This window comes from Streptomyces sp. GMY02 (genome assembly GCF_019056675.1).
Classification (GTDB): domain Bacteria; phylum Actinomycetota; class Actinomycetes; order Streptomycetales; family Streptomycetaceae; genus Streptomyces; species Streptomyces odonnellii.
This window is the reverse complement of record NZ_CP077658.1, coordinates 4018131-4034020: the sequence shown is the minus strand read 5'-3', so window position 1 is coordinate 4034020 and position 15890 is coordinate 4018131. Positions and strand designations below refer to the sequence as shown.

14 protein-coding genes and 2 pseudogenes are annotated in these 15890 nt (G+C 69.9%); 6 read left to right on the top strand and 10 right to left on the bottom strand.

Annotated elements, in window-relative coordinates; translation table 11 throughout:
* The first annotated feature begins 65 nt into the window (after positions 1-65).
* Positions 66-188 carry a hypothetical protein gene (locus KQY30_RS37455; RefSeq protein WP_367997426.1) on the top strand — a complete coding sequence of 41 codons (123 nt, stop codon included), beginning with the start codon at positions 66-68 and terminating at the stop codon, positions 186-188.
* Between the two features lie 146 nt (positions 189-334).
* Complete coding sequence (locus KQY30_RS16845) at positions 335-703, top strand: hypothetical protein (protein WP_217307535.1); 369 nt, start codon at positions 335-337, stop codon at positions 701-703.
* Positions 704-784: 81 nt separating this feature from the next.
* On the opposite strand, the gene KQY30_RS16840 is transcribed toward KQY30_RS16845, so the two are convergent.
* Positions 785-1624: a glycosyltransferase family 2 protein gene (locus tag KQY30_RS16840; protein WP_217307534.1), complete on the bottom strand. Its 840-nt coding sequence runs from the start codon at positions 1622-1624 to the stop codon at positions 785-787.
* Positions 1625-2024: 400 nt separating this feature from the next.
* On the opposite strand from KQY30_RS16840, the gene KQY30_RS16835 reads away from it, so the two are divergent.
* Together KQY30_RS16835 and KQY30_RS16830 are read left to right on the top strand one after the other, a co-directional pair.
* A complete protein-coding gene (locus KQY30_RS16835) occupies positions 2025-2897 on the top strand; it encodes a helix-turn-helix transcriptional regulator (protein WP_217307533.1) in 873 nt (290 codons plus the stop codon).
* A gap of 248 nt (positions 2898-3145) precedes the next feature.
* The gene (locus KQY30_RS16830; RefSeq protein ID WP_217307532.1) at positions 3146-3937 is read left to right on the top strand and encodes an SAM-dependent methyltransferase; all 792 of its coding nucleotides are present in this window, start codon (positions 3146-3148) and stop codon (positions 3935-3937) included.
* Positions 3938-4053: 116 nt separating this feature from the next.
* On the opposite strand, the pseudogene KQY30_RS16825 reads toward KQY30_RS16830, so the two are convergent.
* From KQY30_RS16825 to KQY30_RS16790, 8 genes and pseudogenes are all read right to left on the bottom strand, one after another.
* Positions 4054-4587, bottom strand: a pseudogene (locus KQY30_RS16825) (molybdopterin-dependent oxidoreductase); the annotation flags it as partial.
* Positions 4588-4888: 301 nt separating this feature from the next.
* The gene (locus KQY30_RS16820) at positions 4889-6340 is read right to left on the bottom strand and encodes a flotillin family protein (protein ID WP_217307530.1); all 1452 of its coding nucleotides are present in this window, start codon (positions 6338-6340) and stop codon (positions 4889-4891) included.
* 214 nt (positions 6341-6554) lie between these two features.
* Positions 6555-7073, bottom strand: coding sequence for an NfeD family protein (locus tag KQY30_RS16815; RefSeq protein WP_217307529.1), 519 nt, complete (start codon positions 7071-7073; stop codon positions 6555-6557).
* Positions 7074-7378: 305 nt separating this feature from the next.
* Positions 7379-8518: a CdaR family transcriptional regulator gene (locus KQY30_RS16810; RefSeq protein WP_217307528.1), complete on the bottom strand. Its 1140-nt coding sequence runs from the start codon at positions 8516-8518 to the stop codon at positions 7379-7381.
* A gap of 74 nt (positions 8519-8592) precedes the next feature.
* Positions 8593-9300: a TetR/AcrR family transcriptional regulator gene (locus tag KQY30_RS16805; RefSeq protein WP_217307527.1), complete on the bottom strand. Its 708-nt coding sequence runs from the start codon at positions 9298-9300 to the stop codon at positions 8593-8595.
* Positions 9301-9578: 278 nt separating this feature from the next.
* Complete coding sequence (locus KQY30_RS16800; RefSeq protein WP_217307526.1) at positions 9579-11813, bottom strand: glycoside hydrolase family 9 protein; 2235 nt, start codon at positions 11811-11813, stop codon at positions 9579-9581.
* Positions 11814-12191: 378 nt separating this feature from the next.
* The gene (locus KQY30_RS16795) at positions 12192-12680 is read right to left on the bottom strand and encodes a GNAT family N-acetyltransferase (RefSeq protein WP_217307525.1); all 489 of its coding nucleotides are present in this window, start codon (positions 12678-12680) and stop codon (positions 12192-12194) included.
* Positions 12671-13960: a hypothetical protein gene (locus KQY30_RS16790; protein WP_217307524.1), complete on the bottom strand. Its 1290-nt coding sequence runs from the start codon at positions 13958-13960 to the stop codon at positions 12671-12673. The genes KQY30_RS16795 and KQY30_RS16790 overlap by 10 nt, the downstream gene beginning before the upstream one ends.
* 166 nt (positions 13961-14126) lie before the next feature.
* On the opposite strand from KQY30_RS16790, the gene KQY30_RS16785 reads away from it, so the two are divergent.
* The gene (locus KQY30_RS16785) at positions 14127-14873 is read left to right on the top strand and encodes a DUF6415 family natural product biosynthesis protein (protein WP_254407174.1); all 747 of its coding nucleotides are present in this window, start codon (positions 14127-14129) and stop codon (positions 14871-14873) included.
* Positions 14870-15568 (top strand): hypothetical protein, encoded by a 699-nt coding sequence (locus KQY30_RS16780; RefSeq protein WP_217307523.1) that lies wholly within the window; start codon positions 14870-14872, stop codon positions 15566-15568. Before KQY30_RS16785 ends, KQY30_RS16780 begins: the two co-directional genes overlap by 4 nt.
* 37 nt (positions 15569-15605) lie before the next feature.
* On the opposite strand, the pseudogene KQY30_RS36495 reads toward KQY30_RS16780, so the two are convergent.
* A pseudogene (locus KQY30_RS36495) lies at positions 15606-15883 on the bottom strand (hypothetical protein); the annotation flags it as partial.
* Positions 15884-15890: the final 7 nt, after the last annotated feature.

Here is a 15890-nt window from a genome sequence, read left to right as displayed (position 1 = left end):
TACTCGGGCTCGTCCCTCTCGTACAACCTGGGCGGCGTCCTGGGCGGCGCGGTCTCCCCCTGGTCGTGCCACGCCTCCAGTCCGGCTTCGGCTCGGCGTCGGTGGGCCTGTACATCAGCGCGACGGCCGTGGTCTCGCTGCTGTGCGTACGCGCACTCCCGGAGACACGGGAACGCGAACTGGACTAGGTCCTGTCCGGCCGCCGTGAGCTGCCCGCCGTCCGCCGCCGACGCCCTGGCCAGGGGATTCAAGGACCGTCACAGGTTTTCGCAATGCCGGGACGACAGGCTCGGTCTCGCAAGGCAGGCACTCCCGGCGTTCCTGAGGAGGAACCATGTTCGGCAAGTTGACGAAGGCAGCGATGGCCGGTGGCATCATGGCGGCGGCGGTGTTCATGCCGAACACCGCCAACGCCGCGGTCTCCGGTGCGGCCGGATCGCAGTGCGGGACCATCTACCCGACCTCGGGCGGCGGCTCGGCGTATGTCTGCAAGTCCTGGGTGAACCCGGACAGCGCGGGCCGGTACGACGGGGACTGGTCCGGCGACCCGACCTCGGGCGTCCACATCCGGGTCTTCTTCGAGGGTGTCGAGCAGACCCACCTGCGCACGCCGGCCGGCTCCTACTCCTGGGGTTCGTACCAGAACGTCAAGAAGTTCGCGCTGAAGGCCTGCAACACCAGCACCTGCAGCGCCCTCTGGTAGCCGTCCGCGGCAAGCATCGTCCGCGGCGGACCGTACGGACCGTACCGCTGGGGCCGTCCCGTACCACCAGGGGCGGCCCCCTCAGATCACCGGCGGGCGTCCCAGCGCCGTCATCCGGCCCACCGTCCGCCAGCGGATCGGGCGGCGGGTGCCGCAGGCCGTGCGGATTCCCTCGTAGAAGCCGCCGAACCACGCCCGCAGGCCGCTCGCCGAGCGGGTACGGGCCACCGTCAGCAGGATCCAGTTGCCCAGATAGACCGGGACCAGCGGGGCCGGGAGGTGGCGGCGGGCGAGCCAGACGCGGTTGCGGGCGGTCATCCGGTAGAACTCCGCGTGCCGCGCGGGCGAGGTGCGCGGATGCTGGAGGACCAGTTCCGGTTCGTACCGGATCGTCCACCCCGCGTCCAGCGCCCGCCACGCCAGATCGGTCTCTTCATGCGTGAAGAAGAACTGGTCCGGCCAGCCGCCGATCTCGTCCAGCATCGGCATGGACAGCGCGTGACCCCCGCCCAGGAACGTGGTCACCTCCCCGCCCCGCATCGGATCGTCCACCCGCAGCCGCGGTACGTGCCGCCGCGCCGTGAACCCCGTCTCGTCCGCGATCCGGAAGCTGATGACGCCGAGCCGCGCGTCCGCCTCGTACAGATCGGCGACCCGTGAGATCACATCGGCCTCGATGAGCAGGCCGTCGTCGTCCAGGTCCACCAGTACGTCCACGTCCCCGGCCGCGCGCAGCTCGCGCAGGGCGACATTGCGCCCGCCGGACACCCCGAGATTCCGCTCCAGCTCGATGCCGACGACCCCGGCGGGCAGCTCGGGCAGCGGCGCGCCATTGCCGACGACCACGATCCGCGCGGCGGGCTCCCGCTGCTTGGCCACGGAATCGAGCAGGGCCCGCAGCTCCACAGGCCGGGTTCCCATGGTCAGCACGGCCACACCCACACGCGGTCGGGACACGTCCGGATCACCCAGCTCTCGGTCGACGGCGGAAACAGCGGACAAGCGGAACAGCGGACAAGCAGAAGCGGCGCACAAACGGAACAGCGGGCACAGCGGAACAGCGGGCACAGCGGTACGGCGGAACTCGATGCTAACCGTCGATGGACATCCGGCGGCCACTGCAAGGTATCCCGTGCGATGTCGTAAGTTCATCTTTGCCTCCGAATGGAGGGATGTTTAGCCCGCTTTAGTGCGATATGGCCGGGGTGCGGCCGCCATGTAACTCCCGTACGTTCACGGCCCGTCCGCCCCAAGCCCCCATGTCCTGGACCCGGCCCCTGTGGGAGACTGCCCCTATGGCGCTGGTGTTCGGTGGTGAGGTGTGAGCGAACCGCGTTCTGCGCCTACCATCGGACAGATCGTCCTCAGCAGACAGTTGCAGACCCTCCGTGAGCAGGCGGGTCTCACCCGTGACCAGGCCGCCAAACTGCTGCATGTGACCGCCGCGACCATTCGGCGCATGGAGATGTCCGAGGTCGGGCTGAAGATCCCGTACGTCGAGATACTGCTGTCCGCGTACGGCCTCGATGACGCCGAGCGCGCCGAATTCATCCGGCTCACCGAGGAAGCGGTGAAGCCCGGCTGGTGGCAGCGGTTCTACGACGTGCTGCCGGACTGGTTCGGCGGCTATGTGAGCCTTGAGGGAGCGGCGAAGACCATCCGCTGCTACGAACCGCATTTCGTACCGGGGCTGCTCCAGACGGAGGACTACGCGCGTTACGTGCTGAAGTTCGGCGAGGTCGGACGGTCCGATCCGGGGCGCGTCGAGCGACGTGTCGCGCTGCGGCTGGAGCGGCAGAAGCTGCTCACGCGCGCGGAGTCGCCACCGGTCTTCTGGGTGGTCATGGACGAGACCGTGCTGCACCGGCCGGTCGGGTCGTCCGAGGTGATGCGGGGTCAGATAGACCACTTGCTGGCGATGGCCGAGCTGCCCAACGTGACGATCCAGATAGCCGAGTTCGCGTCCGGCCACCACCCCGGCACGTACAGCCCGTTCGTCCTCTTCCGCTTCGCGATACCCGAGGTGCCGGACATCGTCTACATCGAGTATCTGACCGGCGCGCTGTATCTCGACAAGGCCGGCGAACTGTCCGAGCACAAGGAAGCGATGGACCGGATGGTCGCGCACGCGGAGTCCGCGGGGCGGACGAAGGAGATCCTGGCGCGCTTCCGCAAGGAGATGTGGGGCCTGTGACGCGGCGAACAGCGATGCGTCGAGCCGTGACGCCGCGCATCGTGACGGCGCGCATCATGACGCGGCGAACCGTGACGCGGCGAACCGTTACGCCGCGCACCGTGACGCGTGGAGCGGTGACGCCGCGCACCGTGACGCCGCGCACCGCGACGCCGCGCCGGATCCCTCCGTACCCCTCGTGCGCCCCGTGCCCGCCGTACCCCCCGTACCCCCGATCCACCAGGTAACAGAATTACGGAGTCCCACCGATGACCACAGGCATCCCCAAACCCCAGGTCGACACCAGCAAGCCGCATCCCGCGCGGGTCTACGACTATCTCCTGGGCGGCAAGGACAACTACACCGTCGACCAGGAGATAGGCAAGAAGCTCCCCGACGCCTCCAAGCAGGACGCCCGGCTGAACCGCGCCTTCATGCACCGGGCCGCGGCCTGGGTGGCCGGGTCCGGGATCGACCAGTACCTCGACATCGGCACGGGCATCCCCACCGAGCCTAATCTCCACCAGATCGTCCAGGGAATCGTTCCGGCGTCCCGGGTCGTCTACACCGACAACGACCCGATCGTGCTCCGCCACGCGGAAGCCCTGCTGATCAGCACGCGCGAGGGCGCCACCGACTACATCCAGGCGGATGTGCGCAGGCCGGACGAGATCCTCGACCACGCGCGCGGGATCCTGGACTTCGAGCGGCCGATCGCGCTGTCGCTGATCGCGCTGATGCACTTCATCCCGGACGAGGACGACCCGTACGGCATCACGCGCACGCTGGTGGAGTCGCTGCCGGCGGGGAGTCTGCTGCTGTTCTCGCACGGTACGGCCGACTTCCAGCCGGACAAGCTGGTGGGCCATGTGAACGATACGTACGGGAAGGGCGGGATCTCGCTGCGGCTGCGGAGCCGGGCCGAGGTGGAACGGTTCTTCGAGGGTCTTGAGATGGTGGAACCGGGGCTGGTGACGGCCCCGAACTGGTACAAGGACACCCCGGCGCCGGAGGACGCGCACAGCTCGTTCTACGTGGGGGTCGCGCGGGTCGGCGGCTGAGCGGCGACGGCAGTGGCGACGGCGGTCGTGTCGGCGGGGGAGAGGGCGGTGGTGTCGGCAGCGGTGACGGTGAGGGGCGGCGTTCCGGGGCGGCCGCCGTCTCTGCCGGCGATGCCGCCGACCCAGACGTTGGTGATCGCGCTGATGTAGCGCGCCCCGCAGTGGTCCGAGGGCACGACGAGCTGACTGCCCGCCGTGTCCAGCCGCTCCCCGTCCATGGTGGTCGCGAGCAGGACGGGTACGTTGCCGAAGTCGGCGTCCAACTCCGCCCAGGACAGCACCGTATGGTGCCCGTCCCCGCCGGTCACGGCGAGCAGAAAGCGCGAACGGTCCTTGCGCCGCCGCGCGTCGAAGGCCGGCTTCGCCGTGTCGACGACCTCCCGCAGCAGCGGGCCCTCGAAGACATGGTGCCGGGGCCCGCTGGTGGCGCAGTGGAACACCACGTCCGCACGGTGCTGCTCCCATCGCTCGCGCAGATCCGCGACGGTCAGTGAGACGGGCCGCTCGACCTCGCCGGCGAGCAGCAGGGCGACGGCGGACGACGATGGGCTGCTGGTGCTGGTGCTGGTGCTGGTGCTGGCGTTGCCGTTGGCGCTGGTGCTCGGGCTGGCGCTGGGGGTCGGATCGGGGCTGTGGCTGGGCCGGGTCATGGGATTCCCCCTCCGGAGGCGATGGCCACCAGGGGTGATGCCCAGCCGCCGCGACGGGGAATCTCGGATGCGAGCCAAGAGTGTGTATATGGCTTGCTGATGCGAGCCAAAAGGCGGAGATCGACTTGCAGAAGCGTCTCCAGTGGCGGGCCCGGGGGGCGGGCTTGGGGGCGGAGGTCGGGGGTCGGGAATGGGGGTTGGCGTTGGGGGTGGGGTGCCGGATCGCGAACCGTACCCACACGCAGAGGGGCCCGGTCGGCTCCCCCCGCCGACCGGGCCCCTCCCCCCTCGCTCCAGCGCGTCAATCCGTGATCTCCACCTGCCCGTTGGCCGGAGCCGCCCCGGTGGCGCCGTCGCTCCCGCCCGTCGTCGCCCCCGCTTCCGTCCGGCCCGCCGCCAGGCCCTTCAGCAGTGTCGCCAGGTCAACTCCCGTGGTGGAGCTGAGCAGTTCGACGCCCTGCGCGACATTGTCCGCGACCGTACGGGAGAGCCGGCTCGCGCCGTCCGTCGAGATCACCGTCATCTTGTCGACCGCGCTCAGCGGTTCGGACGCCTTCGAGACCACCGTCGGCAGCACCTCGACCAGCATCTGGAGCACCGCCGCGTCCCCGTACCGCGCGAACGCGTCCGCCTTCTTGTGCATGGCGTCCGCCTCCGCCGCACCCCTCGCACCGATCGCCGCGGCCTCCGCCTCGCCCTCGATCCGTACCGCCGCCGCGAGCGCAGCGCGCCGTGCCTTCTCGCCCTCACCGGTGAGCCGCGAGCGTTCGGCGTCGGCCTCGGCCTGCTTGACCAGGGCGATACGACGGGCCTCGGCCTCCTGCTCGGCCTGGTAGCGCGCCGCGTCCGCGGGCTTGCGGACCTTGGTGTCGAGTTCGCGGTCGGTCAGCGCGGCCTGCCGCTGCGCCACCTTCTCCTGCTCGGCGAGCACGTCCTGTTCGCGCGCCGCCCGCGCCAGCGGCCCCGCTGCCGCCGCCCGCGCCGCCGCCTCGTCCGTCTCGGCCTTGATCTCGGCCTGCTTCAGCGCGAACGTACGCTGCGCGATCGCGATCTCCTCCTCGGCCTTGAGCCGCGCCTGCTCGGCCGCCCGCCGCGCCACCGCCTCCGCGATGTCCGCCTCCTGCTTGGCGCGCGCGGCCTCGGGGCGCCCGAGGTCCTCCAGATACGAACCCTCGGTGGTGATGTCCTGGATCTGGAACGCGTCGAGCATCAGACCCTGCCCGGCCAGGCTCGCCTCCGCCTCCTCCGCGACCTGTCCGGCGAAGGCCGCCCGGTCCCGGATGATGTCCTCCACCGACATCCGGCCGACGATCGAACGCAGCGCACCGGAGAGCACTTCCTGGGTGAACCCGACGATCCCGCCCTGCTGCCTGAGGAACCGCTGCGCCGCGGCCCGGATCGAGTCCTCCGTGCCGCCGACCTTGACGATCGCGACCCCGTCCAGGTTCGCCTTCACCCCGCGCAGGGTGACGGCGCCGCGCACGGCGACCGGAATGTGCCGGCTGGACAGGTCGAGCGTGAACCGCTGCTGGACGAACGGCACGACGAACACCCCGCCGCCGACCACGACCTTCTGGCCGCTGGTGTCCACGGACACCCGGCCGGTCGCCGGATCCGTCGACCGCTTGCCGCGCCGGCCGGTGACGATGAACGCCTGGCTGGGCCCGGCGACCTTGTACCGCGTGATGACGGCCAGTGCCAGCAGGACGGCGAGTACGACGACCCCGAGCACGGCGATGACGACTGGACTCATGATGCCCTCTCCTTCGTCCCCCCGAGGGACGGCAGTTCGAAACGATTCGCAAGGGATGTCCCTGCGGCGTACAAGCCGATGCGGCCTGCCGGGGATCCGTACGGCGTGCCAGGGATATCCGTACGGCGTGCGACGGACATCCGTGCGGCGGGTCCCGGTCCCCGTACCGGGGGTCCCGGTCCCCGTACCGGAGGTCCCGGTCCCCGCGGACCGGTCAGCGCTGAACTCGGCGTACCGACACCGAACTTGACGACAACGTCGCCTCCACCCAGATCTCGGCTCCGCGCTCCACCGGCTCCTCGCCCTTCGCGGCGTACTTCACCGTCTGGCCGCCGAGCCGCAGCAGCACTTCCCCGTATCCGCCGGCCGGGATCGCCGTGACGACCGTGCCCGCGGTGCCCACGAGATCGTCCCCCCGCGGTGTCGCCACGGTCTGGTCGTCCCGCATCAGCGCCTTGCTGAACTTCCAGGTCAGCCAGGCCGCCCCGGCACCGGCCGCCGCCCCCGCGACGACCGCCGGTGCCGTGCCGAGATCCGTACTGCCCTCCACGATCGCCGCGGTGAATCCGAGCATCGAGACGAACCCGGCGATCACCGGCAGCGAAAGCAGCCCGTCGAACAGCCCGTTCAGCAGCGAGATACCGCCGAAGAGCCCTTCGAGAATCCCGTCGAAGATCAATGACAGGACGAGCAGTACGATCCCCGCGATGCCGAGACCCAGAAACACGGTCATCGGACCCCCTCCCCCCTGCCCCCGGAATCCCCCGTGGTCCCCCTCGGGCAGGGCCCCATGTTCCCATCAATGGACGACCGTGCGCATTGCCGGAACCCGGCAGTCTTAACGCGTTCTTTATGCCGACAGCAGACTGTTCGCAGCAGGTTGTTTCAGGCCACCGTCCGACGATTGCCACCGGTTGCCCACCTGCCACCGGCCACCGGTTGCCCACCGGCCACCGGCTGCCACCGTCCGTCGGCTGTCAGCGGCTGCCGTCGGCCGTCGGCCGTACTTACCTTCACGCGCCTGAACCCGGAATGGTTTCAGAACGGCTTCGCGGGCCAGTCCAGCAATCTCGCCCCGATCACCGCCGTCTGCAAGGTGTAGCGGTGCATCGGGTCGGCGGGGTCGGCGCCGGTGAGCTGGTGGATCCGTTCCAGCCGGTACGTCAGGGCCCGCACGCTCAGCGACAGCCGCCGCGCGGCCTCCGCGGCCACGCACCCCGCGTCGAAGTACGCGGTGAGCGTTTCGAGCAGCGGCCGGGCCCCGCCCCGGGCGGCCTCCAGCGGTCCGAGCGTGCCGAGGACGAGTTCGGTCATGGCCTGCCGGTCGCGGGTGAGCACTGGATAGACCAGCAGGTCGGCGGCGCGCAGGACAGGGGCGTCCATATCGAGCCGGGCCGCCAGATCAAGGACGTTGAGGGCCTCCTCGTACGACTGCACCACCCCGCCGACTCCCTGCTGCGGGCGCCCGATCGCGACCCGCCCGCCGTCCGTGGCGGCGAACGCCTGCTCGGCGAAGTACGCCAGCACCTCCCCCTGGTCGCCGGGCGCGACACACACCAGCCGCCCGTCCTTGGTGGTGAGCAGCACACTCCGGTCCCCGAACCGCCCGATCAGCGACTGCTCCACCGCGCGCGGTACGGGCTCCTCCTCGTCGTACGGTACGGAGCCCTCGGCGACGGCCACGGCATGCGCGTACGAGAGCCGCAGCCCGAACCGCTCGGCGCGCTCGGCCAGCCGGCCCGGATCGCTCCGCCCGTACAGCAGATCGTCCACGAACTCCCGCCGGGCGCCCACCTCTTGGCGTACGGCCAGCCGCTGGGCCCGCTCGTACCCTTCGGCGAAGGCGTCGACGGCCTGTTCGACGGCGGCGAGGATACGGAGGCTGGTGCTGGTGCTGGTGTCGGCGCTGGGTCCGGTGCTGGTGCTGGGGACCGTGCCTGTGTCGGTGCTGGAGCCCGTGCCTGTGTTTTGACCGGCAGTGGGCCATCGCAGCCGCGCCTCGGCGAGGTGCGCGCCCACCAGCGCGCGCAGTCCGAAGCCGGCTTCGGCGGCCCGGCGTCCCAGTTCCCTGCGGGCGAGGAGTTCGTCCCGGGTGAGCCGGCGGCCGGTGGCGGCGACGGCAGCGAGGTTCTCCGCATACCCCGCCAGATATTCCTCGGGTATCGCGTGCCCTGTCACCCCTGCTCCTTTCACCCGGTCCGGCCCCCATTGTGGCTTCCGGGCCGGCGGGCGTCAGCGAGTGTCAGCGGGTTTCAGTGCGTGCGGTGGGGGCCCAGGTCTCTGAGGACTTCGGTGAGTTCGGTGGGGGTGAGGGGCGGGGCCGCGAGGGGAGCGGACGGTGTGGAGGGAGCCGGGGGAGTGGGCGGTGTGGGAGACATGGGCGACGTGGCGTGAAGGCCGTTGAGGGTGAGGGCCAGATAGCGGCGCCAGGCTTCGGGGGCGGTGGCCGCGAGGGCCGGTACGGTACGGCCGAGCGCGGCCAGGACGAAGAGCACATCCTCCGTCGTCAGGTCCGCGCGCATCGTGCCCTGCCGCTGGGCCCGCAGTACCAGAAGGCGGACCGTCTCCCGGTTCTCGGTGTGCAGCGTGTCCAGCGAGGGCACGCCCGGAATCCCGGTGGTCATCAGGTCGTTGGCGCCGCGGTCGGCGGCCAGGCCCGCGAAGACCGAGTCGAAGTACGCGGTGAGGCCGGCCCAGGCGTCCTCGTACTGCCGCGCCTGCTCACCGGCGCGGGCGGTCGCGGCGAGGGTGTCGTGGAAGACGGCCTCGACGAGCGCGCCCCGGTCGGGGAAGTGCCGGTACAGCGTGGCGTTTCCGACGCCGGCGCGGCGGGCGATCTCGTCGAGGGGGGCGTCCAGGCCCTGTTCGGCGAAGACCTCGCGGGCGGCTTCGGTGAGGAGGGCGCGGTTGCGCCGGGCATCACTCCTGAGCGGCGCCGCTCTCCGCTCGCTCGCTGCCACCGGGTTTCGCCGCCTTCTGCTGATCGCTTGACTGGTCGCTCGACCGTTCCGGTGGCTGATCGTACCGGCGGGGGACGGGACCGGCGGGGGACGGACCGGCGGGAGACGGAGTGGCGGGAGACGGAGTGGCGCGGGACCGGACTGGCGGGGTCCGGACCGTACCCGCTGAGCCGCCACGGCCGAAGGGGACCGTGGCGGCTGCGGGCGCAGCTATTGGCGCAGGTCGGGCACAGGTCGGGCGGGGACCGGGTGAGGGCCGGCCGGGGGTCGGGCGGCGGTCAGGCGCAGGTGGCCGCGTTCAGGGTGAAGCCGGCCGGCGCGGGATTGGTCCCCGTGAAGGTGGCCTGGAAGCCGAAGCTCACCGAACTCCCGGGCGCGATCGTCCTGTTCCAGCCGGCGTCCTTGGCGGTGACGGCCGTACCGCTCTGGGTGACCGTGGCGTTCCAGGCGCCGGTCACCCGCTGCCCGCCCGGGTACGACCAGCCGAGCGTCCAGCCGTCGACCGGGGTGGTGGAGGTGTTCTTGACGGTCACGGTGGCGGTGAACCCGTTGTTCCACGCGCTGTCGATCCCGTACGTCACCGCGCAGCCGGCGGCCGGCGTACCGGGGTCCCCGCCGTCCCCGCCGTCACCGTCACCGTCGTCGCCGGAGGTTTCGGCGGCGAACTGGGTGAGCCAGGCCAGCGGCGCGTTCCAGTTGACCGCCACTTCGTTGGTCGAGTACGAGCCGATGTCGTCGATGTAGCAGGCCGCGGGCTTGCAGCCGGCCAACTCCTCCTCCGCGACCGGGTCCTGGAGCGCGGCGTTGGGCCCGCCGGCGATGGACCCGGCGGGCGGGTTGGGGAACGAGGCGTCGTACTGGTTGGCCCAGAAGCGGTGGTGCTGGTTGCGGGATGCCTGCTCGCCGTACCCGGTGACGTACGACTGACCGAGCGCGTTCCGCCCCAGCAGATAGTCGAGCGTCTCGATGCTGCCGGCGCGGTAGCGCTGCTGGCCGGTCAGTCCGTACGCGACGGCCATGACGATGCCGTTGTTGGCGACCTGGCCGTTGGAGCCCCAGACGTACGCGGTGGAGGGGAGCGGTACGGCGTATCCCTGGCCGGACATGGTGCTCAGGTGGCTGTCGGCCGCGGCCGTGACCGAGGCGCGCAGGCGAGTGGTCTCGCCGGCGGGCAGACCGGTGGGGACGGTGGCGAGGACGATCCGGCCGAGGGCGGCGGTGTCGGCCCAGCCGAAGCCGAAGGAGGTGAAGGCGCCGGGCGAGGTGTGCCAGGAGGAGGCGGTGACGACGTCGCGGTACGCGGCCTCGCCGGTCGTCGCGTACAGCTCGGCGCCGGCCCAGTAGAACTCGTCGCTGACGGTGGCGTCGCCGTACGCCCCGCCACCGTTGCCGTCCGAATCCGGCGCGATGACGGCCGGGTTGGCGCGGGCGGCGGTCCAGGCGCGGCGTGCGGAGTCGAGGCAGCGGGCGGCGAAGGCGGCGTCGTACGGCGCGTAGACGCGGGCGCACTGGGCGGCCGTGGCGGCGAGATTGAGGGTGGCGGCGGTGGAGGGACGGTGCAACTCGCGCTGCTGGCTGTCGAGTTCGGGCCGCATGGGCAGCCCGGTCCAGTTCGCGTCATGGATCTTGTGGAACGCCATCCCGGCAAGCGGCCGCCCCTCCGGCACCTGCATCCGCATCAGGAACTCCATCTCCCAGCGGGCCTCGTCGAGCACATCGGGCACGCCATTGCCGCGCTCGGGGATCCGGAGGGTGGAGTCCCCGAGGGCGCCATCGGTCCCGGCGCGCTTGGCCCGCTCGAAGGAATTGACGAGCAGCCAGGTGGCGAGCCCGCCATTGACGACGTACTTCCCGTGGTCGCCGGCGTCGTACCACCCGCCGCGTACATCCCGGCTGTAGTCACAGACCCCGGCCTGGCAGGGCACGCTGGTGTCACCCTTGTTGGGTGCTACGCCGAGATGCCCGGCGGGGCGGGCGTAGGCGGCGCCTCCGGCGAGCGAGGCGTCGATGGCGATGCCGCTGCGCTGCTGGTAGAAGAACGACATGGCGTCGGAGCGGAGGGTGTTGTAGAGCCCGGCGGAGATGTCGAACGGATGACTCGCCCCCTGCCCGTCGACGGCGAGCGTGAGCCCGGTGCCGGTCCCGGTGTACGAGGAGAAGTCGACGGTATGGGTGGACTCCCCGGACGCGGTGTCGCCACCACGGGGCGCGCTGACCCCGGACGCGAGCACGGCGCCGCTGCTGGAGCGTAATTGCCAGGGCGTGGGGCTGCCGGAGGAGGAAACGACGGTGGCGCGCTTGGGCCCGTCGGGGAGGTAGCCGTGCTGGTTGAGACGGATGGAGGCGGCGGCTTGGGCTTCGGCGCGGGCGGGGCTGGCGCCGGCGGGGCCGGTGGGGCTGGGGGCGGCTTGGGCGCTCCCACCGAGCAGCGAGCCGGCGGCAAGGGCACAGCCGAGGAGCCCAACGAGCGCCCGACGCAGGGCTGGGCGGCTTCTGAACATGGGGGTGGGCATGACGAGGAACCTCCGGATGCGGAGTGCGGGTGACGGTTCGGGCAGGACCGGATCGAACGCTGGGAGCGCTCCCATTCCGCAGACTTACATGCCCATGCCACCCCGTCAACGCTTTGCGCAGGGGGCGGGGGTGCGGGGCGGGGCCCCGGCGACTGCGGGGGCGGGGGAAGCTCCGCGGGCGCGGGGACGACGGCCTGCACGGTTTCAGCTTCGGCGAGTTGCTCGGACGACCCCGCGTGTGCGGGGACCATACTTCCTGAGCTGGGGTTTTATTCGGCCGGTAGGCTGTTCTCGCGTAGTTTCAGGGAAACCGGCATGGCTCCTATTTCTCCCTAATCCGTGCAATCCGTCCCGCCCCACCCTGAGAGCATGGCAACGTCAGTGCAGTTCGAGCACCATCACGTCGTACAGCGGTGAGTCGGGGAAGGGGAGCTTCTCGCCTGCGTGTTCGTAACTCCAGGTTTCGTACATGGCCCGGAGGCGGGGACGCTCACGGCGGACCAGCAATTGGGACCTTTGTTCTTGGCGGTGGCTCATCAGCTCGTCGTGCATCAGCCGGGAAATTCCCCGCTTGCGCCACTCCTGCCGCAGCATGTTTTCGCACAGCTTGAACGTAGTGTCGTCGTCGCGTGCCGTGAACCCGTAGGTGAAGCCCGCAACTTGGTCGCCAACCTCGGCAACGGCGCAGCCCCACCCTGGCGCAGATGTGTGCGCCTCCAAGCGCTCTTCAAAGCGTTCTATGGAGAAGAACGGATCACTTCTGATGTCGTCCGCATAGACGTCGGCGTACACATCCAGGATGGTGCTGCGGATCTGGGGAAGCCGCGCTCGGGTGTAGTAGCTGATCGTCAGCAGATCTACGGACATGTGGCCACCGCCTTATAGCGTTCGGAGAATTCCGCGGCCCTTACGGGGCTGCGGTCGAGCAAGTCGTCACGGAGTTGCCGCAGACCCGCGCTGATCCGGGGACTGCTCACCTTGGGCACGAGATCGAGTGCCTTTTCCCCCGATGCAACGGCCGCTTCCAACTCGCCTGCTGCCACCAGGCTCCTGCCAAGACGGACATGCGCCGCCAGCTCGTTCCGCCTCAGCGGCGTCGACTGCACTACGGCCAGCGCGTCGAGGGCAGCGTCCACAGCTTTGGAGGGCTGGCCCAGGTCGATCAAACAAAGCGCGGCCGTGCTTGAGATCTCGCCGGCGTTGAAGAAGCTCAGCCAACGTTGTGGTTGGTCGGGCAGACGTTCAAACTCCTGCTCGGCCCGGAGCATTGAACGTGCGCATCGGCCGCTTTGACCCTGTACGGCGTGACCGCGGGCAACGCGAGTATGCAGAAGAGCGGAGAGCTGCCCGTCCCGCCGCCCGCGTGTCTCCGCGAGTGCCACGCGAGCGATGGCCACGGCCTCGCCTCCGTGCCCCAGCACGCTCGCCTGATGCGACATGGATGACCAGATCCGTGCCTGGAGTCTCTTGTCATTCGCAAGCAGGGCGTAGCGCAGTCCTGAATCCCACCAATGACGAGCAGTCCTTTGCTGTCCGTCATCAAAGGCGAACCAGCCCGCACTGGTTGCGACTTCCCCAAGCGCGCTGTAGAGGCCGGTCTGGACTCGGTCACCGTAGGTGCAGCGTCGTGCCGCACTCTCGACGTGATCAATGTAATGGGCTGCGGCCTTGGACAGTTCGGCGCCTCCGTGGAGGTCGTCGAACTGGTGTAGCCGTACAGCGGCGCTTCGAACGCGTTCCACATCCGCCAGGCCGAGTCGGCCGGCCTCTGGAAGGGTGGGAAGCGCGAGCAGCGTACCGGTCAGGCTGAGCACGAACTTGCGACGGTGCACGGGAGAGTCCGGGGAGTTGGACGAGGCTTGCTTTGACCTGCGAACAGTAACCCCAGGTGCACCTACGGCGGGAGCCTTGAATCCCAGTTCGCCGGCGGGCCGACCGAAGACGGCTTCCAGCGGCATGCGGCTACGATCTCGCGGCCAGGTGATTCTCCCGCTCAGCCAATGCCCCACCAGGCGCGCGGAACATCGGCCGGGTTCGCCAAAGATCTCTTCGGCGGTGTCGTTGACCTCTTCGGCAAGCCCTTCGCGGGTGAAGCCGTACTCACCCATGAGTAACCGGAGTGTGAAGTTGGGCTGGTGATGGGTCATCAAGTCTCCCTGGAAATGACCTGTGTCACCGTAGCGAGGGTGCAGACTCGCTGTGTAGAGAAGTTTCCCCTTCCCGTGAAGTAAGCCTTCCTGGGACTTTCCTTTCCCGACGCCCGGCCGAGAGGAGACGGTGGAATCCCAAGCCCTTTCCGCCAGGGAGCGACCCATGGGAATCAACGCCGATGAACCTGCACCGCCCGAGCCCGAGTCACTGCCACCCCTCGACTTCGCCACCATGATGGACACAGCTCGGGGTGTGATCGCCTCGGAAACCCGGTTGTCGGACGGGGAGCTGGAGACGGCCGCGCGCCGATTGCGCGGCCACTTGGCGCTCCTGATTCCCGAGGCGGAGGCTCGTCTCGGACGCCTCGCCGAAGCGGGCGTCGAGGAGGCCCGGCGGCGCCTGACCGCCGGACCCGGACTGCTCGGCCCGGGGCGGTACGTGCACTGTCTGGCGCAGTCCGTGCTCACGTTATGCGATCAACTGACCCCAACAGGCTGCGGTGTTGTGCTGCGGTGGAGTCGGGATCCGCGGTGTGTGGGGCTGGCGCGGTTGGAGTTGCGTAAGGCGTTGGCGGATTGGGGGCTGTCCGTGCTGGAGGACTCGGCTGTTCTGATTCTGTCCGAGCTGCTGAGCAATGCCGGTTTGCATGCCAGGGTGACGCCGGAGCAGGTCATCGAGACGCGCTACTTCCGCAGTTCGGGCGGGTTACGGATCGAGGTGCACGACGGTTCGCCGGACCGGCCGCGGCCGCGTACGGCGGATCCGGAGGCGTCGGACGGGCGGGGGCTGCTGCTCGTGGAGGCGTTGGCGAATGAGTGGGGTGTGGCTGAGCGGGTTGGGCCGGGGAAGGTGGTCTGGGCGTCGTTGTCGGTGCCGCTCGTACGGCCCGTCGAGCGGGACGGCTCGTGACCGCGCCGGTCGGGAAGCCTCCGGTCGTTCCGTACATCGCCTGCTGGTCGTCGGAGCACCGGCCGCAGGGCACGTTGGTCGTCCGGGGCGGCGGTATCGCGTACGCCGACGAAGGGCCGTACGAGCGTGATGACCTGGGCGTGCTGTGGAAGCGGGTGGGGCTGAGTCCGGGGAAGGGGCGGCCGGAGTTCGGGAACGTGCACTTCCTGCGCCAGCGCCACGCGATGCGGAAACTCCTGTGCCAGATCTGCGGCGGGCCCTCCGACCGTACCGACGACGGCACGCTGTGGGTGGTCGGCGAGGACGCGGACTACCCGGAGCTGCACAAGCCCGGCTACGTCACCACCCACCCGCCCCTGTGCGTACCGTGCGCGGTCACTTCGGTCGGGGCGTGTCCCCACTTGCGGAAACGCTATGTCGCGCTGCGGGTGCGGACGTTCGTCGTGGCGGGGGTCCACGGAGCGTTGTACCAGCCCGGCGGGCTATTCCCAGTGGCCTACGACGCGGGCGGCGTGGCGTTCGAGAGCCGGCAGCTCAACTGGGTGCTGGCAGGCCAACTGATCATGGAATTGCTTGAGTTCACGATCGTGGACCTGGACGCGGAACATGCGGCCTACCTGAAGCGCGCGGAAGCACGGCGCAGAGTCTTCGGTGGACGCCTCGATAACCGCCTGGACGAGCGCCGAGGATTCTGACAACAGACGCCCAGCCCCTGGTTCCTGCGGTGTGCTCCTACTGCGGTCGCATCAGGTCCAAGTCCTCACCCCACGCGTCCAGCACCGCGCCATGCCCGGACCGCCGGGCCACTGCCTCGACCTGGGCGAAGAGACGACGCTGGCGTAGGCATCGAGCCATTCGCCGGCCTCCCTGAAGGCTTGATCGGCGTCGAGCCGGGCCTTGTCGGCCAGGATCCGAGCGATGACTCCGTCGAGCCGGTCGAGCACGATCCGGGCGCGGGCGAGGGCGTATCGCTCGAAGCCGGGCATTCCGGCGGCGCGGAACTCGTCGAGGATTCCG

Excerpts from the sequence above, each read along its gene's own strand:
- KQY30_RS16800 (WP_217307526.1), bottom strand. The coding sequence starts at position 11,813 with ATGCCCACCCCCATGTTCAGAAGCCGCCCAGCCCTGCGTCGGGCGCTC.
- KQY30_RS16830 (WP_217307532.1), top strand. The coding sequence starts at position 3,146 with ATGACCACAGGCATCCCCAAACCCCAGGTCGACACCAGCAAGCCGCAT.
- KQY30_RS16820 (WP_217307530.1), bottom strand. The coding sequence starts at position 6,340 with ATGAGTCCAGTCGTCATCGCCGTGCTCGGGGTCGTCGTACTCGCCGTC.
- KQY30_RS16795 (WP_217307525.1), bottom strand. The coding sequence starts at position 12,680 with ATGTCCGTAGATCTGCTGACGATCAGCTACTACACCCGAGCGCGGCTT.
- KQY30_RS16815 (WP_217307529.1), bottom strand. The coding sequence starts at position 7,073 with ATGACCGTGTTTCTGGGTCTCGGCATCGCGGGGATCGTACTGCTCGTC.
- KQY30_RS16790 (WP_217307524.1), bottom strand. The coding sequence starts at position 13,960 with ATGACCCATCACCAGCCCAACTTCACACTCCGGTTACTCATGGGTGAG.
- KQY30_RS16845 (WP_217307535.1), top strand. The coding sequence starts at position 335 with ATGTTCGGCAAGTTGACGAAGGCAGCGATGGCCGGTGGCATCATGGCG.
- KQY30_RS16840 (WP_217307534.1), bottom strand. The coding sequence starts at position 1,624 with ATGGGAACCCGGCCTGTGGAGCTGCGGGCCCTGCTCGATTCCGTGGCC.
- KQY30_RS16785 (WP_254407174.1), top strand. The coding sequence starts at position 14,127 with ATGGGAATCAACGCCGATGAACCTGCACCGCCCGAGCCCGAGTCACTG.